The organism is Desulfocastanea catecholica (genome assembly GCF_054657295.1).
Genome location: NZ_BAAHYZ010000006.1, coordinates 188,014 through 212,203 on the forward strand (window position 1 = coordinate 188,014; position 24,190 = coordinate 212,203).

Annotated in this window: 24 protein-coding genes and 1 tRNA gene; 9 read left to right on the forward strand and 16 right to left on the reverse strand. The window is 49.6% G+C overall.

Annotation, left to right across the window (positions count from 1 at the left end; genetic code table 11):
* Positions 1-93: 93 nt before the first annotated feature.
* Positions 94-1,830, reverse strand: a complete 1,737-nt coding sequence (locus ACYQ8U_RS07835; protein ID WP_459944980.1) for a phosphohexomutase domain-containing protein — start codon at positions 1,828-1,830, stop codon at positions 94-96.
* Positions 1,831-1,924: 94 nt separating this feature from the next.
* Positions 1,925-2,089 (reverse strand): Trm112 family protein, encoded by a 165-nt coding sequence (locus ACYQ8U_RS07840; protein ID WP_459944981.1) that lies wholly within the window; start codon positions 2,087-2,089, stop codon positions 1,925-1,927.
* A gap of 188 nt (positions 2,090-2,277) precedes the next feature.
* On the opposite strand from ACYQ8U_RS07840, the gene proC reads away from it, so the two are divergent.
* Both proC and ACYQ8U_RS07850 read left to right on the forward strand, forming a co-directional pair.
* A complete protein-coding gene (proC, locus tag ACYQ8U_RS07845; protein WP_459944982.1) occupies positions 2,278-3,093 on the forward strand; it encodes a pyrroline-5-carboxylate reductase in 816 nt (271 codons plus the stop codon).
* A complete protein-coding gene (locus ACYQ8U_RS07850; protein ID WP_459944983.1) occupies positions 3,090-3,986 on the forward strand; it encodes an NAD(+)/NADH kinase in 897 nt (298 codons plus the stop codon). Before proC ends, ACYQ8U_RS07850 begins: the two co-directional genes overlap by 4 nt.
* 8 nt (positions 3,987-3,994) lie before the next feature.
* Here the strand turns inward: ACYQ8U_RS07850 and ACYQ8U_RS07855 are convergent, their stop codons facing one another.
* Both ACYQ8U_RS07855 and ACYQ8U_RS07860 read right to left on the reverse strand, forming a co-directional pair.
* Positions 3,995-5,389: a sigma-54-dependent transcriptional regulator gene (locus ACYQ8U_RS07855; RefSeq protein WP_459944984.1), complete on the reverse strand. Its 1,395-nt coding sequence runs from the start codon at positions 5,387-5,389 to the stop codon at positions 3,995-3,997.
* Positions 5,390-5,399: 10 nt separating this feature from the next.
* A complete protein-coding gene (locus tag ACYQ8U_RS07860) occupies positions 5,400-6,272 on the reverse strand; it encodes a PHP domain-containing protein (RefSeq protein WP_459944985.1) in 873 nt (290 codons plus the stop codon).
* 314 nt (positions 6,273-6,586) lie between these two features.
* Here ACYQ8U_RS07860 and ACYQ8U_RS07865 point away from each other — a divergent pair, with 314 nt between their 5' ends.
* The 3 genes from ACYQ8U_RS07865 to ACYQ8U_RS07875 are packed head-to-tail and all read left to right on the forward strand — an operon-like array spanning position 6,587 to position 8,888.
* Positions 6,587-7,363, forward strand: a complete 777-nt coding sequence (locus tag ACYQ8U_RS07865) for a hypothetical protein (RefSeq protein WP_459944986.1) — start codon at positions 6,587-6,589, stop codon at positions 7,361-7,363.
* Between the two features lie 17 nt (positions 7,364-7,380).
* Positions 7,381-8,049, forward strand: a complete 669-nt coding sequence (locus tag ACYQ8U_RS07870; protein WP_459944987.1) for a FlgO family outer membrane protein — start codon at positions 7,381-7,383, stop codon at positions 8,047-8,049.
* A gap of 8 nt (positions 8,050-8,057) precedes the next feature.
* The gene (locus ACYQ8U_RS07875; RefSeq protein WP_459944988.1) at positions 8,058-8,888 is read left to right on the forward strand and encodes an SDR family NAD(P)-dependent oxidoreductase; all 831 of its coding nucleotides are present in this window, start codon (positions 8,058-8,060) and stop codon (positions 8,886-8,888) included.
* 59 nt (positions 8,889-8,947) lie between these two features.
* Here ACYQ8U_RS07875 and ACYQ8U_RS07880 read toward each other — a convergent pair whose 3' ends face one another.
* The 3 genes from ACYQ8U_RS07880 to ACYQ8U_RS07890 all read right to left on the reverse strand — a co-directional run bounded on the left by ACYQ8U_RS07880 (position 8,948) and on the right by ACYQ8U_RS07890 (position 11,159).
* Positions 8,948-9,658, reverse strand: coding sequence for a DVU0298 family protein (locus tag ACYQ8U_RS07880; RefSeq protein WP_459944989.1), 711 nt, complete (start codon positions 9,656-9,658; stop codon positions 8,948-8,950).
* Between the two features lie 86 nt (positions 9,659-9,744).
* Entirely contained in the window at positions 9,745-10,818 is a 1,074-nt protein-coding gene (locus tag ACYQ8U_RS07885; protein WP_459944990.1) for a DUF4388 domain-containing protein, read from the reverse strand.
* 11 nt (positions 10,819-10,829) lie between these two features.
* Entirely contained in the window at positions 10,830-11,159 is a 330-nt protein-coding gene (locus ACYQ8U_RS07890; RefSeq protein ID WP_459944991.1) for a hypothetical protein, read from the reverse strand.
* 255 nt (positions 11,160-11,414) lie between these two features.
* On the opposite strand from ACYQ8U_RS07890, the gene ACYQ8U_RS07895 reads away from it, so the two are divergent.
* A complete protein-coding gene (locus ACYQ8U_RS07895) occupies positions 11,415-11,924 on the forward strand; it encodes a shikimate kinase (protein WP_459944992.1) in 510 nt (169 codons plus the stop codon).
* A gap of 28 nt (positions 11,925-11,952) precedes the next feature.
* Positions 11,953-12,843 carry a TIGR01777 family oxidoreductase gene (locus ACYQ8U_RS07900; protein ID WP_459944993.1) on the forward strand — a complete coding sequence of 297 codons (891 nt, stop codon included), beginning with the start codon at positions 11,953-11,955 and terminating at the stop codon, positions 12,841-12,843.
* A 110-nt stretch (positions 12,844-12,953) separates the two neighbouring features.
* Here the strand turns inward: ACYQ8U_RS07900 and ACYQ8U_RS07905 are convergent, their stop codons facing one another.
* The 9 genes from ACYQ8U_RS07905 to ACYQ8U_RS07945 form a co-directional block, all read right to left on the reverse strand.
* The gene (locus ACYQ8U_RS07905; RefSeq protein WP_459944994.1) at positions 12,954-13,850 is read right to left on the reverse strand and encodes a phosphoribosylaminoimidazolesuccinocarboxamide synthase; all 897 of its coding nucleotides are present in this window, start codon (positions 13,848-13,850) and stop codon (positions 12,954-12,956) included.
* Positions 13,851-13,882: 32 nt separating this feature from the next.
* Positions 13,883-14,725: a DUF3108 domain-containing protein gene (locus ACYQ8U_RS07910; protein WP_459944995.1), complete on the reverse strand. Its 843-nt coding sequence runs from the start codon at positions 14,723-14,725 to the stop codon at positions 13,883-13,885.
* Between the two features lie 29 nt (positions 14,726-14,754).
* Complete coding sequence (locus ACYQ8U_RS07915; RefSeq protein ID WP_459944996.1) at positions 14,755-15,630, reverse strand: UbiA-like polyprenyltransferase; 876 nt, start codon at positions 15,628-15,630, stop codon at positions 14,755-14,757.
* Positions 15,618-16,190: a UbiX family flavin prenyltransferase gene (locus tag ACYQ8U_RS07920; RefSeq protein WP_459944997.1), complete on the reverse strand. Its 573-nt coding sequence runs from the start codon at positions 16,188-16,190 to the stop codon at positions 15,618-15,620. The genes ACYQ8U_RS07915 and ACYQ8U_RS07920 overlap by 13 nt, the downstream gene beginning before the upstream one ends.
* Before the next feature lie 57 nt (positions 16,191-16,247).
* Positions 16,248-17,132 (reverse strand): menaquinone biosynthetic enzyme MqnA/MqnD family protein, encoded by an 885-nt coding sequence (locus ACYQ8U_RS07925; protein ID WP_459944998.1) that lies wholly within the window; start codon positions 17,130-17,132, stop codon positions 16,248-16,250.
* Positions 17,133-17,136: 4 nt separating this feature from the next.
* Positions 17,137-18,372, reverse strand: a complete 1,236-nt coding sequence (locus ACYQ8U_RS07930; RefSeq protein ID WP_459944999.1) for an amidohydrolase family protein — start codon at positions 18,370-18,372, stop codon at positions 17,137-17,139.
* 86 nt (positions 18,373-18,458) lie between these two features.
* The gene (gene mqnC, locus ACYQ8U_RS07935; RefSeq protein ID WP_459945000.1) at positions 18,459-19,517 is read right to left on the reverse strand and encodes a cyclic dehypoxanthinyl futalosine synthase; all 1,059 of its coding nucleotides are present in this window, start codon (positions 19,515-19,517) and stop codon (positions 18,459-18,461) included.
* Positions 19,518-19,540: 23 nt separating this feature from the next.
* The gene (gene mqnE / locus ACYQ8U_RS07940) at positions 19,541-20,638 is read right to left on the reverse strand and encodes an aminofutalosine synthase MqnE (RefSeq protein WP_459945001.1); all 1,098 of its coding nucleotides are present in this window, start codon (positions 20,636-20,638) and stop codon (positions 19,541-19,543) included.
* A gap of 53 nt (positions 20,639-20,691) precedes the next feature.
* Positions 20,692-22,020: a sigma-70 family RNA polymerase sigma factor gene (locus ACYQ8U_RS07945; protein WP_459945002.1), complete on the reverse strand. Its 1,329-nt coding sequence runs from the start codon at positions 22,018-22,020 to the stop codon at positions 20,692-20,694.
* A gap of 339 nt (positions 22,021-22,359) precedes the next feature.
* Here ACYQ8U_RS07945 and malQ point away from each other — a divergent pair, with 339 nt between their 5' ends.
* Together malQ and ACYQ8U_RS07955 are read left to right on the forward strand one after the other, a co-directional pair.
* Positions 22,360-23,952, forward strand: coding sequence for a 4-alpha-glucanotransferase (malQ, locus tag ACYQ8U_RS07950; protein WP_459945017.1), 1,593 nt, complete (start codon positions 22,360-22,362; stop codon positions 23,950-23,952).
* Between the two features lie 102 nt (positions 23,953-24,054).
* Positions 24,055-24,130, forward strand: a tRNA-Glu gene (locus ACYQ8U_RS07955).
* Positions 24,131-24,190: the final 60 nt, after the last annotated feature.

The following is a 24,190-nucleotide window of genomic DNA, read 5'->3' on the forward strand; positions in this document are numbered from 1 at the left end:
GCTTCCCCGCCCACCTGCCATTTAATACCTTACAGAACGTTTTCTTGTTTACGGTGGGGAGTTTTTTGCAGGAAAACTCCCCACCGTTGACAACTACAAAATTCCTATCTCTTGCAGCATGGCTTTTGCGGCAGCGACAAGCTCAGCCGCCCCGCTGGACGTTCTCGATTCGACATAAAAACGCACTTTAGGCTCCGTCCCGGAGGCGCGGATCATCAGCCAGGAACCGTCGTCAAAGACGATTTTTCTGCCATCGATGGTAAGCACTTTTTCGATGCGCCTGGGCTGGCCGCCGATTGAGACCATGGCGTCTTTGCGATACTTTTCCAGCCCAGCCAGGAGCGACTGCAGTTTTTCGCCCTTGACTGTGACCTCAACCGCATCCCGGTCGGGGTAATAGGCGCCAAAAACGCCTTCAATCTGTCGCAGGTAATCGCCGAGATTCATATTGGTCACAAGCATCATCTCCAAGGCAAGGAGCAGACCGATATAAGCATCTTTTTCAGGGGTGTGGCCAATTATCGATATGCCGTCCGATTCTTCAAAATAAACCAGCGCCCGACCGATAACCGGTTTAAAATTTTTAAACCCGACACGTGGTTCAAACAGTTCTTCCTTAAAGTGCTCGGCAAGACTGTTGGCCAGATTGGATGTGGCCACCGTTTTCGCGACCATGCCTTTTCTGTTTTTGTGTTCATGTAGAAAGTGATAGGCCATGGCGCCAAACTGATTCATGCTGATTTCCGTCTTCCCGTCGGTAAAACGGATTCTGTCACCATCCGGATCGATGATCGCCCCAAGCCTGAGCGGCTCCTCCCTGTCTAAAAGCACTTGGACGACCTTGCGCATGTTGGCGGTCGATGGTTCAGGCGCCACCCCGCCGAAAGTCACATCACCATTCTCACGCAGCAGGATCAACCGACGGCTCGAAGGAGTATTGAAAAGCTCGCGGATATGCAGCCGGCTGGCGCCATGCACACAATCAACGGCAACAACCATGTCCTGGCGCTCTGAAAATGCGCCGACAGTCGCATCAAGATCAAGGCCATGTACCGGTCGGTTTTTTTTCACCAGACTCTTCCAGCTCTCCAGCGAATGAAAAGATGTTACCTTATCAATGACCTCGATATCTTTTGCTGTGCGACAAGGCAGGGTTGTATAGGTAAATTTCCCATCAAGAAGTTTTCTGGCGTTGACGGTGATTCTTTCGGTAATCTCTGACGCTGCCGGCCCGGCATCCGCCGCGTTAAATTTATAACCGCCGTATTCCAATGGATTGTGGGATGGCGTCAGATTTATCGAACAGGCCGCCTGTAATTCAATGACCGCAGCAGAGAGAACCCCGGTGGTGGATTCTCCCGCGTAATGCACGGCAAAACCGGCGGCAGAAAGAACAGCCGCCACCTGGCAGGCCAGGAGTTCACCGGCGAACCTGTTGTCAAATCCGAGAACACAGCCACGCTGCCTCGCTTCCTCAATGCTTTGCACGCCGAGCAGAGACCGGAGTTCCTCTTCGCGGTCGACTGCCTCATACATCTTGACAATTGCCGTAGTCACCAGCGCGACGGAACGGCAAAAAATATCTTTACCGAGTTTTCCCCGCCACCCGGAAGTGCCAAAGGTAATGGTCTGGGTCGGGTTGCCGGAGTTTTCCTCAATCTCCTGCCGGACCAACCGATAGGCAGCATCGATCGCCTGTTGCCACTCCGCCCCTTCGCTTTGTTTTTTCGCCACCAGCTCTTTTATCAGGGCAAAATAATCACTTCGGGCATGGTCTCCTTTAACAGTGAAACGTTCGAACAACTGATGAGAATTCTCGGTTATAGACATACCTTTCCTCCAGTTCAGGTTCGCAACCGATGCGACGGGCGCATAGGACAATTATCTGAATAATCTGAAAAAATACAATAATGTTACGAGATATTTATTTGATTTTTTTTGCTTTATCGATGAGCATGATAGGGATATCGTCTTTTATCTCATATAAAAGCATGCATTTTTCACAAATCAGTCCATGTTCATTTTTTAGCTTCACCGGTCCCTTGCATTGTGGGCAGGCCAATATTTCCAATAAGTCTTTATTTATCATTGCGTTCTCGCATGTTATTTTTTGCCGAGGCGGGATTTTTAAAAAAACCTGCGTCAGTCAATGAGATGAATTCCAGATATATGATTGAATAAATGGGTCGAATTTGATATTTACCTGAAATCGATTATGATTGCATAGAAATATTTTTTCTTCACTCTTATGAAATTATCACACTCTTTAGGAAAAAAATGGAACAGCTCATTGGATTTATCGGCGGCGGGCAGATGGCCGAGGCATTAATCAGAGGGATCATCGCTTCCGGGCTTTACCTGGAAAAGGATATCCTCGTTGCGGAACCGAACGATCAGCGACGTGAACATCTCGAACAGACCTATTCGGTAAAAACATATCCCAGCAATGTGCCGATTTTTGAAAACTGCCGCGTCGTTATCCTTGCCGTCAAGCCGCAGACCATGAGAGCTCTCCTTGAAGACTGCAGAGAGCGGGTACAATCACAGCATATTATTATAAGTATTGCCGCCGGCCTGCCGATATCCTTCTATATGAAGATGATCGGCAAGAGTGATACGAAAATCATCAGAGTCATGCCCAATACCCCGGCACTGGTTCTTGAAGGCGCCTCCGCGCTGAGCAGAAACCCCAATGTCAGCGATGCGGAATTGCGCATTGCCGAGGAAATTTTCCTGGCCGTTGGGGAAGTTGTTATCCTTGACGAAGTCCATCTGGACGCCGTAACCGGTCTGAGCGGATCAGGTCCTGCCTATGTTTTTTCCTTTGTCGAGGCGCTGATCGATGCCGGTGTAAAATCCGGACTAACCCGGGTAGTTTCCGAAAAACTGGCCCTGCAAACCGTATCGGGTTCGATAAAACTCCTGAGGGAAAGCGGTGAACATCCAGCCGCCCTGCGTGGCAAGGTTACTTCTCCCGGCGGAACGGCAATTACGGCCCTGCATGTCCTTGAAAAAGTCGGTTTCCATGGCATCATTATGGACATCGTCGAATCTGCCGTTATTCGATCGAAGCAATTAGGCGAAATGGAATGACCTACACTTCGACCCCTTTTCGAACTGAGACAAATCTTGTAGTGCGCAAGGCCGGCATTATCACTAAAAAAGACGATGCCCGATCCGATCATTACGCAGCAACATTGTCTGTCTGGCTGCAGCAGCGGGATATCGTCGTCTCGCTCAATGAGATCAGTGGCGATCTTGATATGCTCATCGTCCTCGGCGGTGATGGTACCCTGCTGCATATTGCCGAACAAGCGGCGCGCCATGCCATTCCCGTACTCGGTATCAATCTGGGCAACCTTGGTTTTTTGACCGAACTGACCGAAGACGAGGCGTACCAGGCCCTCGAGCGTATCCTTTCGGGCAAAGTGACGGTGGAAAACCGCCTGATGCTCAAGGCTCGCCATGTAGCACATGGCCAGGCAACCGAATACCGCTACGCCCTCAATGATATCGTCATAACCAAAAATGTTCTAGATCGGTTGCTCCGCCTGTCAACCACGGCCGATGGAGAGTATATTACAACCTACCAAGCGGATGGGTTGATATTATCATCCCCCACCGGATCAACCGCCTATAATCTGTCAGCCGGAGGCCCGCTGGTCTATCCCGGTCTGGCCACCATCACGGTGACCCCCATCTGTCCTTTTATGCTGAGCAGCCGGCCGATCATCCTGCCTGCGACCAAAAGAATCAAGACTCGTTTTATTGCCGGAAATCACGCCGAAAGAGCTCAAGTCATAATTGATGGACAGGCTTTCTGGGAAATGCAGGGCGGGGACGAACTGGAATTGGAAACTGCAGAACATTTTCTTCAGCTGATCCTCTCCTCAACCCGTGATTACTTCACCATCCTGCGCAACAAACTGCACTGGGGCGTTTCCGGCGAGAAGACAGTCGCTGGAAAGCAGCACAAAGCAAACTGAGTTGCTCGTTACTTTTTCTTTTTTATCTGGTATTTCTTCATCTTGTACTGGAGCAGGCTCTTGGTTATGCCCAGGTTTTCGGCGGCTCTCGCCTGGACAAAGTCGGTGTCGGCAAGGGCCTGGGTGAGCATTTTTTTCTCGACCGCATAGAGTACCTCGTTCAGCCCGGCGTCCTCTGGAATGATCTGCCGCAGATCGACATCCTGGCCCCATGCCGGACGCGCCTCGCTGTACAGCGTATCCGGTTGCACATCCTCGGCCTCGATCACGTCGTTTGAGCAAAGAATCGCCGCCCGTTCTATAGTGTTTTCCAACTCTCTGATATTGCCCTCCCAGGGGAGTTTCATGAGCAGTTTCAAAGCATCCGCTGAAATGGTCAGGTCAGGTTTTGCCAGTTCTTTTTTGTATTTTTCGATAAAAAACTCGGCCAGCAGGCGCATGTCATCCATACGCTCTCGCAAAGCAGGAAGAGTTACGGGAATGACATTGAGACGATAAAACAGATCTTCCCTGAATCGGCCTGCGGAAACCTCTTCCCGCAGATCCTTGTTCGATGCACTGAGAATGCGCACATCAACCTCAATGGTTTTTGTCCCTCCGACACGTTCGAAGGTTTTCTCCTGAAGCACCCGTAACAATTTCGATTGCAGGGCCAGGGGAATTTCTCCGACTTCATCAAGAAATATCGTCCCATGATCAGCCAGTTCAAAGCGACCTTTGCGCATGGCCACCGCGCCGGTGAAAGCACCTTTCTCATGACCGAAGAGTTCACTTTCCAGCAAATTATCGGAGAGCGCGGCACAATTCACCGCAATGAAGGGCTGCGACTCTCTCGGACTGTTCATGTGGATTGCTTTTGCCACCAGCTCTTTGCCCGTGCCGCTTTCTCCGGTTATCAACACCGAGGCATGGGTTGGCGAGACCTTTTCTATAAGTTGATAGACCTGCAGCATTTTGGGATTTTTCCCAACCATGCCGCTAAATCCGCTTTTTCCTTTGATCTCATCGCGCAGTCGCGTATTTTCTCGGACAAGGGAGTAGTGCTGGGCACCTTTTTTCAGGGTAATAATCAATTCGTCATTGGAAAACGGTTTGGCGAGATAGCTGTATGCTCCGGCCTGCATCGCCGTTACCGCTTTATCGATCTCGGCAAAGGCGGTAATGACAATGACCGGCAGATCCTTGTTTTTCTCCTTGATTTTATTTAAAAACTCCAAGCCGTTCATGCCAGGCATCTGCATATCGGTGACAACAATATCAAGGTCCACATCTTCGACTATTTTCAGACCTTGCATGCCGTCAGAGGCGGTGAAGACCTCAAAGCCTTCATCTTTTAAAAGTTCCGATAAGACGATGAGATAGTTGGGTTCATCGTCCACGACAAGTATCGAATACATCGTCATTTTATTCCTTTTAGTTACTTATTGTTTCACTGCAGACTATCCGTTTCTGCAGGGCGCGTTCCTTCATTTTAACCAGCAATTGCGAGGGAACCGTGACATTTTTCCCGCCGGCAACAGTTGTTCCCGGTCTGATACTGCCGTGGAAATCACTGCCGCCGGTCACGACCAGGCAGAGTTTCTCGGCAAGAGAAATAAGATGTTTTCTAAATTGCCGGGAATGATTGGGATAATATACCTCTATGCCATCTAACCCCTTATCACGCAGCTGCTGTACAAAATGGGGCAGGTCGTCAACCGACCTTCCGAGTTGCAGCGGGTGGGCAAGAACGGCGATGCCTCCGGCGTTGTGAATGAGAGCAATTGCCTCACCTGCTTCATAGACAAACCTGGATGCGTAGGCGAGTCCACTGTGTCCAAGATATTTCTCAAAGGCCTCATCCATTGTGCCGACACATTTTTTTTCTATCATAAGCCTGGCGATATGCGGTCGACCGTTCTGCCCGGGGCCGGCTGATTGTTGCAATTCATCGTACTGGATGGAACAACCGAGCCTGTTCAGGTTAAGAATAATTTTTCTGTTTCTTTCTCTTCTGCCGGTCTGCAGCCGGTCGAGAGCCACGAGCAATTCCTCATTCTGAGGATCAAACAGGTAGCCAAGCAAATGAAGACTGTGATCGCGATATTTGACGCTCAATTCTAGGCCCGGTACAACCTCTATTCCCAAAATATCTCCAGCAGCAACGGCTGGGCCAATACCTTCGATGGTATCGTGATCGGTGAGGGCAAGGGCCGACAAACCTTTCCGGTGGGCATATTTAACCAGCTCTGCGGGATGCATTGTTCCGTCAGAAGCTGTCGAATGTGTGTGCAGATCAATAGACATATGTTTACACTGCTCTCTTTTATAGACAGCCCCCGGCTATGGCTAGACCATTGTACCGACTATTTGCTCTTTTTGCTCATCCGAGTACTATAAGTACCTCTTCCGCAGAAGATCAAGTTGGCCGTCGGCAATCACATATTTTACTTTATTATTTCTCCGGCCATCCGATAAAGTCTCTGTAAAGATAAAGCGTCGGCCCTTCTGTACGGGATTTTTCCCACTGCACCCTCTGGGGCATAAGTCCTTTCTATATGAAAATTCTTTGTAATAAGAAAGAATTACTTCTCAGGGCAATCATCTTTCGGAGAATCATCATGCGGTCGTTTGCAGTCTCTATTCTGGTGTTTGTTCTTCTTTGCGGCTGTACCAGCCGGATCCCCGAACCGGTTAGTTATCCCTATTCCCAGCAGAAAAAAATGCAGGCATCTTCCCATTGGCAGGTGTTGGCCGCGGACCTGGCCAATCGTATCAACCAGCAGCTTATTATAACCGATAACATTAACAAAGCTGTCTTTGTCAAGGAGACCTGCGGCGATGAGGCAATTCCCTGCCAATCTCATGAAACAAGCAGCTTCGATGAGGCCTTCCGCGATCTCCTGATAACCACTCTTTTCCGATACGGTGTGCCAACGAAAAGCCGTCCGGATGAAAAAGCGATAACCATACACTATAAAGTCCAGATTGTTTATCACAACACCGATCGTATCCGCACCTTGCAGCCGGGCATTTTGACTGGTCTCTCCGCCGCAATAATGGTGTTGTATAATGCCCCCAGTGAGCTTATAATCCTCGCGTCGGGCATGGCTGCCGATGTCGCCAATACCAGTCTGGTGCAGAGCGGACATTACGAGGTGATTATCACCACTTCAATGGTCCTCAACGATCAATATCTCTTCAGGGCATCAGATATCTATTATATCAATGATGAGGATTTTTTTCATTACCAGGAAAATATGCCGCAAACGAAAACCATCATGCTTTCCGCTGACAATCGACGGGAACAGGCTGCCGTCGCGGCATTACCGCAAGTGGCGGCAGCTGCAAGACCTGTATTAGGTTCCGGGACGGATTTTGCCGCCAAAACAGAATGATCGAAGGAAACAGTCTGATGCTACGATGTAAAATTCCACGTTTATTCCCCACTTCGTCTTCGGGAGCACCTTCCATCACCGTTGTCGCCCTTGTTTGCATCCTCTTTTTTTTAAGCGGCTGTGCATCCTTTAACTGCACCCGGCTGGAAACCATTTTTGGCGACAAGACTAATTTGATCCAATTTTCATATACCATCGCAGAACATCTGACCGAAAGATCCCGGCCTCCACTGGTACCCCGTCATCCGGATATGCCTGTTCTCGTCACCACTTTTGTTGATAATAACGACCTGCAGCAAACTTCCCGATTTGGTCGTGTTCTCCAGGAACAAGTCGCCTCCAGGCTTGTTCAGCTCGGCTATACGGTGAGAGAGATGAAAATCGCTGGCACGCTGCACATAGAGCCTCGATCCGGTGAAACGATACTTTCAAGGGATCTGGCCCAACTCAGTAATGGACAGCAACAGGCACAGGCGATACTGGTCGGGACAATTTCCCGATCCAATCGATTACTGTATATTTCTGCCCGGCTTATACATCCGGTCAACAATACTATCCTGGCAACAGATGATTATCAACTGTGTATGGATGATGAGATTCTGGCCATGTTCGACCTGCAGCGGCAGCCTGAGCGCGACCAGCCCATTGCAGAACCGCGGCAACCCTTCCTCAACTCAATACTCTAAGTGTCCAAATGATGCAACTCCATGGCAAAACCGCACTGATCCCTGGGGCTTCCCGGCCAATAGGACGGGCTATCGCCCGGAAATTCGCCGGCCATGGTGCGACGCTGATCCTTCCGGTTTATGATTGGCCGGAATCGATCTTGGACATGCAGGACGAGTTTACCGCCGAGGGTTTCAATTTTTTCATCTTCTCAGCCGATCTGCGAGTAAAAGAACACGTCGTGCGACTCGGAGAATTTATCAAGAAGCAGACCCATTCTCTCGATTTTCTTATTAATAATATAGAACGCGGCGGCATGCCGGTAGTGCACGGCAGCTATGATCTGCCGCACAATGAGGACCAGTGGGACGTCGAATTTGACACAACCGTCAAGGCCAAGTGGCTTCTCTTTCACCATCTCCTGCCGCTCATGCAGGAAAGAACCGGAGGGGCCGTGGTGAATATATCCTCTATCGCCGGGATCAGCGGGAGAAGCGGGCCGGCTGCAGTATTTTTTAATGACGGGTACAGCGCCGCCAACAAAGCCATCCAGCTCCTCACCGAAACCTGGGCCCGGGAAGCGGCACCGGTTCTTCGGGTCAACGAGCTGGTTCTCGGGCTCATCCGAAGCAGGCATGGCGAGGACACGCGGGGATGGGCGACGCTCTCCGCCCGGGAAAAGGAGTCTATAACAGGCGACGTTCTCCTTGGCCGCACCGGTTTTCCCCAGGAAGTCGCCGATGCCGTCTTTTTCCTGGCGGTACAGGCCACCTATATCACCGGTGCGAGCCTGCGCATGGACGGCGGTTTTGTCTTAGGCGGCAATAAAGTGCCGCAAATGCCAGAGGGGATTCTGTGACAGGAGCGGTTGACAAAAGAGGCAGGCCGTTTTTCGGATGGCAACAGGCTCGACCATACTCATGCATCACACTCTGAGGGATATAAAGCGCTTTGCACGAGTTCGGCAACGGATATCTCCTGGATGTCGCTCCCTCGGAAGAGATGCACAGACTCATCACATTTTGCAAAACGCTTGATTTTCTCTAAACTAGCCTCAATGCCCAGTGTGCCCAGGCACCAGATAGCTAAACCAACCACATGCAGGTCGGAAGATTCGAGATACGCACTCACCTCATCAATTATTTTACATTCAAGCATCTCCAGGCGATGTTCCAGGCACAAGCGGCCGATCCCCCATAACAGGCCACGCTGCAGCATCGGCAACTCGAGATAGTTGCCGTCTTGATACAACGCTTCACCGTCTTCGCGCATATAAGAGAGCAGCATATGCAGGTATTCTTTGCGTAATTGTGCGCTATGGCACATTATTTCTGCCAGAGCTTCAGGCGCCCCCCACCCTATTCCTCCGGATTCATCATTGAGCATCCACAGGAAACGGCGCATGACCATCCGCGCTGCCTCCAGATCCTTTTCGGCCATTGCCGGAACAAGCCGGCCGAAACAACACACGGCATACCAGCGCACCTTTTCCAGCGGATGACAGAGAGCTATAAAGAGAGGATTAAGAAGACTGTGGGCGGGGTAGTGACCAAGTTGCTGGTAAATCTCTTCAAGACTGGACTCTTGCAAGAGATGCAGGACTTCTTTTTTCAGCTGCCTTCTGTTCATTTCGAATTTCCTTTTTAAGCAAAATTCACATTGGTCACCCGACAACGACACAAATGAGGCGTGGGAAACATCTCTTCAGTCCGATATCACTCATGTAAGTCATCAAGGCGTTTCATCCCTTCCATGAGCATGCCCATGAAACCGCCGAGGACATCGAGACATTTCTCTTTCTCCGTCAAACCATGGGTGAATTTAAAGCGTCCGCTGTCAATCGATAAAATTCTGTAGAAAGCATCTTTGCCCGACAACATGTCAAACTCGGCATCGACCAGTTCCCCTTCATTGAAGGTGATCACTGCCCTTTTATCCTCGAACTCGAGATTGAGCCTGCCGGTCTTTTGATTCGAGTTGATCATCTGACAGAGTTCCACCGGGGCGATATCCGATAGCTGGCCAACCATACCGGACGACAACTCTTCCGCCCGCTGCATGTTCATCTTGGTGATCCTGCTCACCAGAAGCTTATAGAAATACACCTGGAGTGCAGGAAACCGATTGAGGACGTGGCGAAAGTTCTTCTGGTTCATGATGGCTACCTGACAGGGTTCCACGGTCATAATAGTCGTGGAAACGCGATCCCCTGACAACAGACTCATCTCGCCGAAAACCTCACCTTTTTTCAATTCGGCCAGGGCTACGCCATGATCATCAATAACCTCAGCCCTTCCTGACAAGAGGATGAAAAGTCTGTCTCCCGGATCACCCTTTTGCGCGATTGGAAACTGCCAGGGAACATCATTGAGTTCAAGTAAAGTGGCGAGGTCGAGCAGGTCTTCAGAGGAAAGCGTTGAAAAAATTTCCACCGACTGCAAAAGCCCGGCAAAACTGCTCGTTTCTTTGATTTTTTCCCGACGCTCAGCCGCGGCAAGCAGCTTCATCTGCAGCGTGGCGAATCCTTTGTCCTTTTTAAATTCAAAACGAACAAGACCTTCACATCCACCGCATTCAAATTTGACCTTCTGGCTTCCTGCATGGGAATAGTTCTCATAACTGGTATCGGCAGAGGTGATCTCTATAAGCTCTTTTGCCAGGGTAAGGCAGGTCGGTTTACTCGCCGGCAGGTTGAGAATGCCTTCGCTGACCCACAACTCTTCGCGAACGTTGTACAGGGGACAATGATCTTCTTCAGTAATTATAAAAACACCATCTCGAAACTGCATAGACATCCCACTCAGTCTGATCTGCCGAAAAAAAGATAGATGACAAAACCCAAAACCGTGGCGCCGCCAAAAATCACCGGCAGTATTTTATTGATCTGTATCTCACCATTGACAAGAAGAGAGTTCATATAATTCGTGCCGGACACCCACCAGATTGCAACAAATATTGCAATAATTATAAGATCCTTCCATTTCTGTCGAAAGAGACTGTAGAGAACCAGTGCAACAAAAGGAATGATAAACCATGGATTGGTAAACAATCCTACGAAATCAACATCTTTGATTTGTTCCTGGACATGAGTCGAAGCAAACCATTCTTTGATATTTGTGAAAAAATCCATATGTTGTCTCACCATTTTAAATAGAAAATTACCCAACGTTACATTTACCAAGACCGACTGATTACTGAAAAAAGTATAGCATAATTACAAGACGCATACCCAATACTAAAATTCTATTCATCTCACTATCGGCGAAATAATTGTTGTTATTTTAGTTCCAGTTACAAGTATACACCGGCAAACTATTGCCATTAGAAGGCTCTGTTTTACAATAGGGGTACACACGTTACGTTATTGACCCATTCGGAGCAGAAGATGAAAAGCAAAAAGTCCAATATCATTTTGATCGGCATGCCGGGATCCGGCAAAAGCACCGTTGGGGTTATCCTGGCAAAAATGCTGGCGAAAAGATATCTTGATACCGATATTCTCCTGCAGAACCTGAACAAGAGGAGCCTGCAGGATATCGTCGACAAGGAAGGCCATATGGCTCTTCGTGCAATCGAACAAGAGGTACTGCTTGGCATCCGCTGCAGAAATCATATCATAGCCACGGGAGGAAGCGCCGCCTATAGTGAGCAGGCGATGATGCATTTGAAAGATGATGGAATTGTCGTTTTTCTTCATGCCGATCTCCCCGCTCTCAAGCAACGCATCCACAATTATGAAACCAGAGGCCTGGCCAAACGGCCGGAGCAGAGCTTCCATGATCTTTTTGAAGAACGGCGGATACTGTATGAGAAATATGCCGACATAACCGTACCAAGCTCAAATCTGACCCAGGATCAAGTCTGCGATGCAATTGTCGCCCAGCTTCCCGTTTAAAAACTGCTATTCGCCAGGATAAGAAATTATGAAAACACTCATTACCGGGAGTTCCGGGTTGGTCGGCAGCGCGCTTGTGGAATATCTTTTCCAACAAGGGCATACCATACACTGTCTCAAACGCAATCGGGTGGCTGAGGCAGATAATTTCTGGACGACCACCGATCCTGCTGAGAATTCCGACAGTATGTTTCAGACCGTTATCCATCTTGCCGGAGAGAATGTCGCCGAGGGGCGCTGGACGCCCGGGAAAAAACAGCAGATCCTGTTGAGCAGACTCGAAGGAACGAAGGGACTTATCGACTATATTTCCACGCTGCCGGAAAAACCGTCCGTTTTTCTCTGTGCGTCGGCCATTGGCTATTATGGCAGCAGAGATGAGGAAATACTTGACGAAAAGAGCTCACTCGGCAGCGGTTTTTTAGCCGATGTCTGCCGGCAATGGGAAAGAGAGACCCAGCGCCTGGTTTCAATGGGCGTCCGGGTAGTAAACCTTCGTTTTGGCATGATCCTCAGTCCAAGAGGCGGCGCCCTGCAGAAAATGATACCGCCCTTTCAGGCACGCTTAGGCGGGGTTATCGGCTCCGGGAAACAGTACATCAGTTGGATAAGCATAAGAGATCTCGTCCAAATCGTTGGTTTCCTCATTGACAGAGATGATATCAGCGGTCCGGTTAATGTCGTCTCGCCGATCCAGACCACCAATGAGGGACTGACAAACGCACTTGGTAAAGCACTCAACCGATGGACGCCGTTTAAGATACCAAGCTTTATGGTACGACTCGTTTTCGGCCAGATGGCCGACGAAATGCTGTTAAGCAGCAGTCGGGTCACCCCAAAAGTTCTGCTGGAATCCGGTTACGAATTTAACGATCAATCGCTCGATGCCGTTCTGAAATTCTGTATTGGCAAGTCATAGCTGCCGCAGCCAGCTAGAAAAAAATCTTCTTTCGTCCCCCCAGGAGCGGTTCTGCATAAAGCCCTAAACCAGCCCCTGGGTGTTTATTTAAAAGAGCTGCAGTTCTGGGCCTATCGTTTGCCGGTGATTCTCTGCACCGCTTCTTCATACCTCTCTTTCGTCTTGTCGATTATATCTTTCGGTAAAGGCGGTGCCGGCGGCGTTTTATGCCAATCTAAGGTGGAGAGATAGTCTCTTAAAAACTGTTTATCAAAACTTGGTTGCGATTTCCCCGGTTCATAGAGATCCACCGGCCAGAAACGCGACGAGTCAGGCGTCAATACTTCATCAATCAAAATCAGTCTGCCGTCAAGTTCACCCAATTCAAATTTAGTGTCCGCTATAATGATGCCCTTGGTAAGGGCATAGTCTGCCGCTTTTTTATACAAGGCGATACAGATATCGGCGATCTCTTCGGCCCTTTTTTTTCCGACAATATCCATCATCTGCTGCAATGAAATGTTTTCGTCGTGGTCGCCAAGCGCGGCCTTGGTCGAAGGAGTGAACAGCGGTTCCGGAAACTTATCCGACTCCTGCATCCCTTTGGGCAACTGAAAGCCGCAAACGACCGGATCCTTTGTGTAGGCGCTCCAGAAAGATCCAGAGATATATCCCCGGACGATGCACTCAATGGACAGCGGCCGGGTCTTCTTCACCAGCATCGACCGGCCCTGTAACTGCTCGGCATAGGGCTGACACACCGACGGATACTCTTTGACATCAGCGGAAATGAGATGATTCTCAACGATGTCCTGCAGCAGATCAAACCAGAAAAGGGAGAGCTCGGTTAACACCGCCCCCTTGCCCGGAATGGCGTCATCCATAATGACATCATAGGCCGAGATGCGATCTGTAGCCACCATAAGGAGCTTATCGTCGTGGCCTGGTATTTCATACATATCACGAACTTTTCCTCTGTGCTTGAGGACCAGCAGCGGAAAATCGGTCTTTGTTACAGGTGTTGTCATGTTCAGTTACTCCTTGCAATCCGTTTAATTATTTAACGCGGGTTAACGCATTTCTTTTTTACCGCAGGATACCTTTTGCAGGCGGGATTTTCATATGCCGCAAGATCAGCCGTCAGGGAGCCGATGATAATCTTTGAAGTAATCCGTACCGGAACGCGGCATTCATCATCGGTATACCAGATTACTGTATCCCCTTTTTTATCATACAGGCCCTTAAAAGTCATAACCGGCATGATCGCAACGGTGTTTACCGGGCCAAGAATCGTTGCAGGGAATTTTTTTTGCGCAACCGCATGAACGATCACCTCCGCCCTCTTTTTATCGGCAAAGGTCGGAACAACAAATTTTCCGCCGATTGCAAACGGCATCAGACGACTATTGAAAAAAGAGGAAAATTCATTGTTTGTCTCCCCGTCGATATGATATTCATCGGCAGGTTTTTCATTTTTCCTATATCGGACAACACCTTTTTCCTGATCATATTCGATCACCCGGTGCGCTTTATAACGATATCCCTCTTTCTGCCAGATCTCATAATGATAGGGCAGCCTGTCTGGGCCCCGCACTTTGGTGACATGGACATCTTCAATCGGATAAATGAGATTCACGGCCCCGTTTTTCGTCGTGACAACGGCCTTGATTTGATACCCTTCATCAACTTCCGGCAGTTCGGTAACCACCAGATGCAGCTCACCTATCTTGATACCGCCGGTCCAGGAAACATCATAGGCGAGTGTCTCCTGTCCGGAATAGCCGATCGGCAGGAGTCCCGGATCAATAACCCCTAAAGAAATATCAACGGTATTGGGTACCGGGGGACCACTCGTCTCGGCCTGGGCGACGCTGAAATGAAGCGCTAAGACTGCAAATAACATGACAATTTGTCTTATTTTCAGCACCGTTATCATCCAAGAGTGGCCAGAGAAAGCCAGGTAGCAACAAAAAGAGTGATGCTGATAAACCCGTTCATCGAAAAAAAGGAGGCATGGATGCGCGATAAATCTTCGGGTTTGACGAGCATATGTTGATACAGCAATGCCCCCGCAGCTAGAATGATCCCTATATAGTAAAAAATATTCAACCCAGCCTGGTAACCGGTTAAGGTAAAGAAAACAAAGGCCAGCAGATGGAAGAAGCCGGCTAGCCGAAAGGCATTTTTCTTCCCCAGCCTGGAAGGCAGGGAATGCAGCTTCGTCTGCCGATCAAAATCGGCGTCAAGGCAGGCATAAATGGTATCAAAACCGGCTACCCAGAAAAGGACCCCCAGGGAAAGAACGAAAGGATAGCCCAGCAGACTGCCCTGCACAGCAACCCATCCACCCAGGGGAGAAAAGGCCAGCGCCACGCCAAGAATAAGGTGACAAAAAGCAGTGAACCGCTTGGTGAGTGAATAAAACAGCGTGAGGCCGAGAGCAAAGGGAGCGAGGAGCAAAGTCAGCTGGTTGAGATTATAGCAGGCCAAAAAAAACAGCGCTCCGGACAAAAATACCATTGCCCAGGCCTCCCGAAGTCTGATGTCGCCTGCAGGCAGCGCCCTTGCGGCGGTTCGCGGGTTGGCTCCGTCGAACTTGCGGTCGACGATCCTGTTGAAGCCCATGGCGCAGGTTCTCGCGCCGACCATAGCGAGGAGGACCCAGAAAAATACATGCATATCCGGCACACCTCCCGAGGCGAGAAAGGCGCCGGTAAAGGCAAAAGGCAGGGCAAAGACAGTCAATTTAAATTGGATCATTTCCAATAAAATTTTTATCTTTGTTTTGATGATTGCTAACTTCTCCATCTCTTTCGATTGGGTATAACAAGACCAAGCTGGTCGGCAAGACGCCAGGAATAGCTCTCCGCGGCCTGCTCAAGCGTTTTGGGTTGCAGATAATAACTCGGCATGGTCGGACAGATAACCGCCCCCGCATCATGGGCCGTGAGCATGTTGTGCAGGTGGGTTCTGTTCAAGGGCGTTTCCCGAACGGCGAGAACAAGTTTTTTCCGCTCCTTGAGCATGACGTCGGCGGCACGATGTATCAAATTGATCGACAGACCTCCGGCAATGGCGGCCAGGCTGCCCATGGTACAGGGCAGGACGACCATTGAGGTGTAATCGCTTGATCCCGAAGCCGGTGGCGCGGCTAAATCGTCATGGGGAAACCATGTGGCAACCGCCGGTAATTCCTCCGGCAGGAGACCCTGTTCCATCTTGAGCACATCTCTGCCGGATGCGGAACATATCCCGTGTACCGTCACATCGAGCTCTGCCAGAGAGTGAAGAAAAGACCGTAGAAAAAGCATGCCGGTGGCCCCGGTAACACCTAAAAGGATTTTCTGTTTTTCGGTTTGTATCGTCATCTGTTCAACTCAACAGCAGGGTGGAGTAAGCAGAGCATAGCACTTACCAGCTGTTCTTTAGTGAAGGTTGGCAAAAATTTTTAGCGGCAAGGCGCCCTTGTTAATATCTCCACGTTTGATCAGGAAGTCAAAATACGTCTCCAGGGCCTTACGCTTCTGGCCGTCAAGATCATATTCTATAGCTGTGAGGTACTGATAACATTTTTTTTTCGACATGGGGATGCGCGATGCGGCGATTTCACAGATGGCAGCCAGATCTCTTTTCCCCTCGTCACGGCACCTGATGAGCTGACGATGTATTTCAGCGAGCATCTCCGGCTGCTCGACACAGAACTCTTCACGGACGGCGCAAACCGAAAAGACAAAAGGCAGTCCTGTTTGACGTTTCCAGATATCCGCCAGGTCATATTCATACAGATAGGTGGATTTTTCAACCAACCTCAGGGCTTCGTCGCCGATGGCCAGTACTGCTTGAAAATTTCCTGCAGCAGTCTCTAGGTTGCCGGTTGAATAGCAAGGTTGCACATTGTGAAATTTTTCCAGGATGATCCTCACCAGGGCGACTGAGGTCGCAGACTGGGCGCTGAACAGGACAGGCGCCTGATCAAGCTGATTCATCGGCACATGGGAGAAAAGAAACACTGAGCCCACAGGTCCATTGGCGCTTATCGAAAGTCCGGAAAGGATTTTATAGCCCTCCGGGTGCCGGCCATATTCAAAGCTGGAGACAAAGCCCAGGTCGATGTGCCCTTCCGCCAGTTTTTGATTCAAGGTGGCCGGGGGGGCTTCTACCACCTGCCAATTTTTGGCAGGTACGGTACTCTTCCATTTTTCATGGATAGGTGCCATATTGAGATAGTTCACTATGCCGATTCTGGCAATGATTTCAAAGGATTCTTTCATGCCGACCACCTCTGTTTTTCTCCCTGTTGACTCACCCATAGACTCACTTATAATCAGTTGACACCCAGCTGATTTCTGTGGGTTTGCCCCCTGAAACCAATTCTTTTACCAGCTGCTGTCCATCGCGGCAACCCTGAAGCGCAATTGACGATACATGGAGAAATTCTGCTTTTTTACCGACCGTCAGACTGCCGAAATCAGCGCCGTGACCAAGAGCCCGAGCCCCGCCCAGTGTGGCCATGGCCAGAACAGTTGCGTCCTCAAGACCGGCGTGGCATTTACCCAGGATGGTCATTTCCCGCCAGAGATCAACGGCTTCATTAGAGGCTGGAGAATCTGTGCCCAGTGCCGGCAACAGGCCAAGTGCCACCATGTGTTCGACCGGAGCAGTGCCGACGCCAAGGAACTGATTACTGCCTGGACAGAGACAGACAGCGCTGCCCCGTTCCTTTATCAACCGGAGTTGCTGGTCAGAGACATGGACACAATGCACAAGCAGGGTTTTCTCGTCGAGAATGCCCAGATGATCAAAATAATCGACGGTACCCGGGAAGCCGGTTGCAAAAATGGAAAACAGCCCGTCCCAACTGTTTCTCTTTTTGAGAAAATCCTGGAAACATCCGCTACCGCTTCGCAGAAACTGTTCTTCGTCAGCGCTCTCGGCAGTATGGATAGAAAAGACATGGCCCAATCGGTTGCAGCGCTTCTTGATTGCCACGAGCAGTTCCGGCGCGGTTGAATAGGGTGCATGGCCTGTTGCACTGATCCGTTCATCAAGGGAAGCAAGGTTCGCCAGCGCCGTCCGGCACGCCTCATGGTTGGGCCCGAGGTATTCAATCATTCGGACTACATGCGGCGGCAACTCCCTTCCCTGACCATGCAATTCGTCAAAATACTCGTTTCCAATATCACCAAGCAGCACCACTCCTTGGCGATATTGATCCTGCAGGGCTGTTCTGAAGCCGGAAACAATTTTTTCCGGACAATTTTTTTCTGCCGCCCTTCTCTCGATCAGTGCATCGATCCAGTCGGTAAAATTATCCTCCGGCTGCAGGCAGAGACTCGGTCGCAGATGACTGAGTTCGAGGTGCATATGGGCATTGACAAGACCCGGCATAAGGACACAACTACAGACGGTTTCCGGGGAATGACAATAGCTGTGTACGAGGTCATCTCGTTTACCGAGGTCGACAATTCGATGGTCAGCGACGACAATGCTGCCATGCTGAATAACCGGTCCCTCGATCGGGACAACCCACGGGGCGGAAAAAATGTGCATTATTCTACCTGCAGCCGGAGCCGGAAGGTTCGAGACGAACCATCCCCTTCCCGCGGATGGATAAAACAAGGGGTGATCCCGTTGACCTATTTGACAAGAGTATAATCCATCAGCCGTTGCATCGGAAGAAAACCGGCATTGGTGACGAGCCGCCTGATTTCCTGTTCAGACAATCTGAAACTAATTCCGGCGGCGGCCACCACATTTTCTTCAATCATCGTGCTGCCGAAATCATTGGCGCCAAAAGAGAGGGCAATCTGGGCGATCTTGGGGCCCTGGGTTACCCAGGATGCCTGGATATTATCAAAATTATCGAGATAGATTCTCGACAGGGCCAGCATGCGCAGATACTCCAGAGCGGTCGTTTTTTCAACCTCAGCCAGCACGGTGTTACGAGGTTGAAACGGCCATGGGATGAATGCGGTGAATCCATGGGTGCGGTCCTGCAGCTGCCGAAGTCTGCGGAGATGCTCAAGACGTTCCTCTTTTGTTTCTACGTGGCCGAACATCATCGTCGCCGTTGTACGCAACCCCTGACTATGCGCTTCTTCCATAACGTTGAGCCACTGGTCTGCCGTACATTTTCTTGGTGCGGTGAGCTGCCGCACACGTTCGCTGAGGATTTCCGCACCGCCGCCGGGGATTGAATCAAGGCCCGCGGCGATGAGCCTCTGTAGCACTTTTTTTACCGGTAGACCGGAAATATCGGCAAAATGGCAGATTTCCGGCGGAGAAAAGCCGTGCAGATGGATTCCGGTAGCCTTGATAAAGCCGACCATCTCTTCGTAATAGGCTAATGGCTGTCCCGGATGCAGCCCTCCCTGCAGAAGGATCTGGGTACCGCCAAGGGCTTGCGTCTCACGAATTTTTTCCGCCAGCTCGTCAAAGGTGATCAGATATCCTTTTTTATCCTCGGGAGGCTTAAAAAAGGCACAGAATTTACAGGCGGAAATACAGATATCGGTATAGTTGATATTCCTGTCGATGACATAGGTTACCTGCCCCTCCGGATGTTTTGTCCGCCTGACAGTGTCGGCAAGAAAGCCGAGCTGATGCAGATCAGCCTCTTTTTCGAGGAACAGGTAGTCATTGTCGCTGACACGACGGCCGGTTGCCACTTTATCGATTATCGTTTCAAGCTGCATTCTACTCCGTACTCCCTCGTCGGCTATCGATGTACTTCAATGACCTTGTACAGGGTATCGCGCTGCACAGGGACGCGACCGGCTTCTTTAATCAGCCGCACCAGCGTGGAACTGCCAATGGCCTGGTCCGTTTCGGCGCCGGCCATATGGGTGATGACCTCTTCCTTGACCGTCCCATCCATGTCATCAGCCCCAAAGGCAAGGGCAATCTGGGCCATTTGCGGGCCAATCATCACCCAATAGGCTTTAATATGCGGAAAATTATCGAGAAAGAGTCGGGCAACCGCCACATTTTTCAAATCATCGATCCCCGTTGTTCTCGACAGATCGGACATGGCCGTGTTTTTCGGATGAAAGGAAAGAGGGATAAAGGCAAGAAAACCATTGGTTTCATCCTGGGTTTCACGCAGTGCCTGCAGATGCTGCAGACGTTCGTCCACGGTTTCAATATGGCCGTATAACATCGTCGCGTTGGTATGCAAACCCATTTTATGGGCAATTTTGGAAATCTCCAGCCATTCCATGCCGGATATTTTTTTATCGCAGGTCAAACGACGTATTCTTGGGCTGAAGACCTCCGCCCCCCCGCCCGGCAGGGAACCAAGCCCTGCTTCGATGAGCAGCCTCAGCGTCTCTTCCACCGATTTGCCGGCCAGTGTGGTCAGATGAGCAATCTCGACACAGGTAAAGGCCTGAATGTGCAACGCCGGCCGTACCTCCTTGATCCCACGCAGAATTTCCAGATAGTATTCAAAAGGCAGATCAGGATGAATGCCACCGACTATATGCACCTCGGTGATCGGCTCATCGAGACGGTCCCTTACCTTCTGCTTCACCTGTTCAACGCTCATCTCATAGGCGAGCTCAGAATCTTTCTCCCGGCCGAAGGCGCAGAATTTACACAGGTTGGTACAGATGTTGGAATAATTTATATGCTGATTGTAGATGAAGTAGGTATAATCACCGTTCAACCTGTTGCGCACAAGGTTGGCGAGGTAGCCAAGCGCAAGGATGTCATTGCTGTTGTACAGCTGTCGACCTTCATCGAAACTGAGTCTTTCCTCTGCTTTTACCTTTTCGAGAATGCGTCCAAAGCCGGCATTATGAATATAATTTTCCACGATAAAATAAAAAGCCGGGCTTTAACCCGGCTTTTTCAATAGAGAAGATTTGATCAGTCTATGAAAAATTTAAGTTTTTCACGACGACTGGAGTGACGCAACCTGTTCAAGGCCTTCTTTTCAATCTGGCGGATTCTTTCCCTGGAGACATTGAAGAGTTTGCCGATTTCCTCGAGGGTATATTCCGCCTTCTCGCCGATACCGAAACGCAGGCGAATGATTTTTTCTTCTCGTTCACTGAGGGTCTCGAGAATATCATTGACCCGTCCGGACAACTCTCGTGTCTGAACCGCATCGTAGGGCGACTGGGATTCCTGGTTTTCCAGAAAATCCCCAAGGGTGGAGTCATCATCTCCCACCGGCGTCTCAAGAGAAATCGGCTCTCGGGACGCCTCGAGAATGGAAAGAATCTTGTCCATCGGCAGGTTCGTTGCCTTGGATATTTCCAGGGGAGTGGGTTCCCGGCCAAGTTCTTTAAACAGTGCGTAAAAAGCTTTAAAAAACTGGCTTCGCAGCTCTAGAAAATGCACAGGCAGGCGGATTGTTCTGGTCTTGTCGAGTATAGCCCTGGTTATGGCCTGTCTGATCCACCAGCTGGCATAGGTGGAAAACTTGTTGCCTTTGGTATAATCAAAACGGAACACCGCCCGCATCAGACCAAGATTTCCTTCCTGGATCAAATCGGCCAGGGTCAAACCTTGATGCATATACCGTTTGGCTATGGAGACAACCAATCTCAGGTTGGCCCTGATCATGGTATCTTTGGCTACTTCAATGGACCTGCTGTACGCTTCGAGTTTTGCCTGTAATTCGAAGAGTTCACGAATATCGGTATATTTTTTTGCGGCACTGATGACGTTGTACCGCATGAAATTAAGCTGCTGTTTTTTCGGTTTCAGGGTTGGATCTCGTTTTTCCCAGAGATCGATCCGTTCGCGAAGCAGTTGAATCTCTTTTGTGCCGGAAATGTCCTCACGAATAGCAGCGATTATCGCCTCAAAACCCTGTCGAATGGTCTTGCTGTATTTCGCTTCTTCTTCAGGAGTGAGAAGATCAAACCGTCCCATTTCTCGCAGGTAGGTGGTCGTCGTCTCTTCGGCTTCATGAGTTTCCTCATCGGGCAGACTCATCTCATCCTCCTGATTGACATTGGAGGTTGAGCTGTCGTTTCGTTCCCATATCTCCCCGGATAGCGTGCGTTTCTCACCATCCTCTTCCACGGTAACTATTTCAATCGAATGCGCACCGAGAAAGTTAAAGATTGACTCAATTTCGTTGGGGTCTTTTATCTCATCGGGCAACAGTTCATTTAAATCATCAAAGCTAATACAGCCTTCTTCTTTTCCAGCTTTTAGAAGGTTTTCTTTAAGTTCAGGCAGCACCAGACAACCACTCCATTTCTTGAATTTAAAAGACTATCTATTGTACAGTTGCCCTAGAGCGTTGTTCCAATAGTCTCAAGAGAACCAATTAGGCGATTTTTTTAATGATTTTTTTGACAAAAAAAAAGCCGACGAGAAAGATCTCGCTAGCGTGTAGTAGTTTTCAAAAGAACGTACTATTACAATATTTGAACATAAAAAGCAATTTTTTAAAATCTGCCATGCGGTAAGCCCTGGAAAAATTTCCCACGGTCATTATTTTACAAGCTTATATTATAGCATCGATAGTATGAGATACAAGGAACGCTGCTGCTTTTATTTTCCGGCCATAGAAAAAGGATTCTTTCGTATGAAAAAAGCTTTTATAATAGCGACAAAACAATGATAAACCAACGATCAAGCGGAATTCTCGCCCACATAACCTCGCTGCCATCGGCCTACGGGATCGGTGATATCGGCACCTCAAGTTACAATTTTATCGACTTTCTTGTTGCAAGTGATCAAAGTTACTGGCAATTTTTGCCAACAGGTCCGACAAATGAGCCCTTTGACTATTCTCCCTATATGAGCAGTTCGGCATTTGCCGGCTCGTCCATATTGCTGTCGCCCGAACTCCTTCTTGAGGCCAGCCTCATCTCTCGCGCAAGCCTTGAGAATCATATTGAATTTTCACCGTACCTCACCGACTATCAACAGGTGGCGGTATATAAAAAACATCTGCTGCAGGAGGCGTTCAGCAGGTTTCGCCCGGACCAATTCACGGCATATGCCGATTTTCTACAGAATAATGTATGGCTCGATGATTACGCCATTTTTATGGTTGCCAAGGAGCTTTACCACGACGCAGGCTGGTTTTCGTGGCCACGTGAACTTGCGACCAGGTCGGCGGAAGCGCTTCGGGCGTTTTCCCTGCTCCACGCCGAACGTATAAACTACTATCGTTTCGAGCAATTTGAATTTTTCCGGCAATGGCAGCTTATGCATGCATATGCCGGCTCAAAAGGAATACATCTTTTCGGCGATCTGCCTATTTATGTAAGCTACGACAGCGTCGACGTCTGGGCCCATCAGCAGATTTTCACCTTAAACCGTACAAACCTGCATCCCACCCATGTGTCCGGTGTCCCTCCGGACTATTTCAGTACTACCGGCCAGCGGTGGGGAAACCCACTGTATGACTGGCAAAGTACCAGTAAACATGTACAGGACAAACTGATCCAGTGGTGGGCGGACAGGTTAGCCCACCTGTTTACACTGGTTGATATTGCGCGCATCGATCATTTTCGCGGCTTTGAATCCTACTGGTCCATCCCCGAAGAGTGCGAGACGGCGGTAGACGGTGAATGGCTGCAAGGCCCGGGGAAAGAATTCTTTACGAAAATTTTCGATAAACTCGGCCCTCTCAATATTGTCGCCGAGGATCTCGGCATCATAACCCCAGAGGTGGAAATACTGCGCGACGAGCTAGGTTTTCCGGGAATGAAGGTGCTGCAGTTTGCCTTTGACGGCAATCCGGACAATAGTTTTCTTCCCCATAATTTTACCTCCCCTGCATATATCGTTTACACCGGAACCCATGACAATGACACAACTCTCGGGTGGTTTATGAGTGATAAGCTCAACGACCAGCAACGTGAAAATATCAAACTGATAGCCAATAGAGACGGCTCCGACCAGCGGGGTATCCATCATGACCTGATCTTCCTCGCCCAGTCTTCCATCAGCATATTGTCCATCATTCCGCTGCAGGATATTCTCGGTTTTGGCGGTGACTGTAAAATGAACAGCCCCGGCATTGCCACAGGGAACTGGAGATGGCGCTGTGGGGGAGAATTTCTTACCCCGCAGGTAGCAAAACAGCTGAAAAAATCAACCCAGCTGTTTAATCGGGGGAATAGAGAGCGAATGACCGACTTAAACCGGTTGGACTGAAAAACCTTTCAACGCGACAACATGCATGCCCTTACTTTTTGTTTTTCCCGGCAAGAAAGTATTGACAAGCCCTGCCGGGTCAGTTATAAAGCAGCACCATTGGGCCCCATCGTCTAGTGGCCTAGGACACTGGCCTCTCACGCCGGTAACAGGGGTTCGAGTCCCCTTGGGGTCACCAAGCAATTACAGCCACTTAGATTCTTTCTAGGTGGCTTTTTTTTGTCTTTTTATAAGGTGA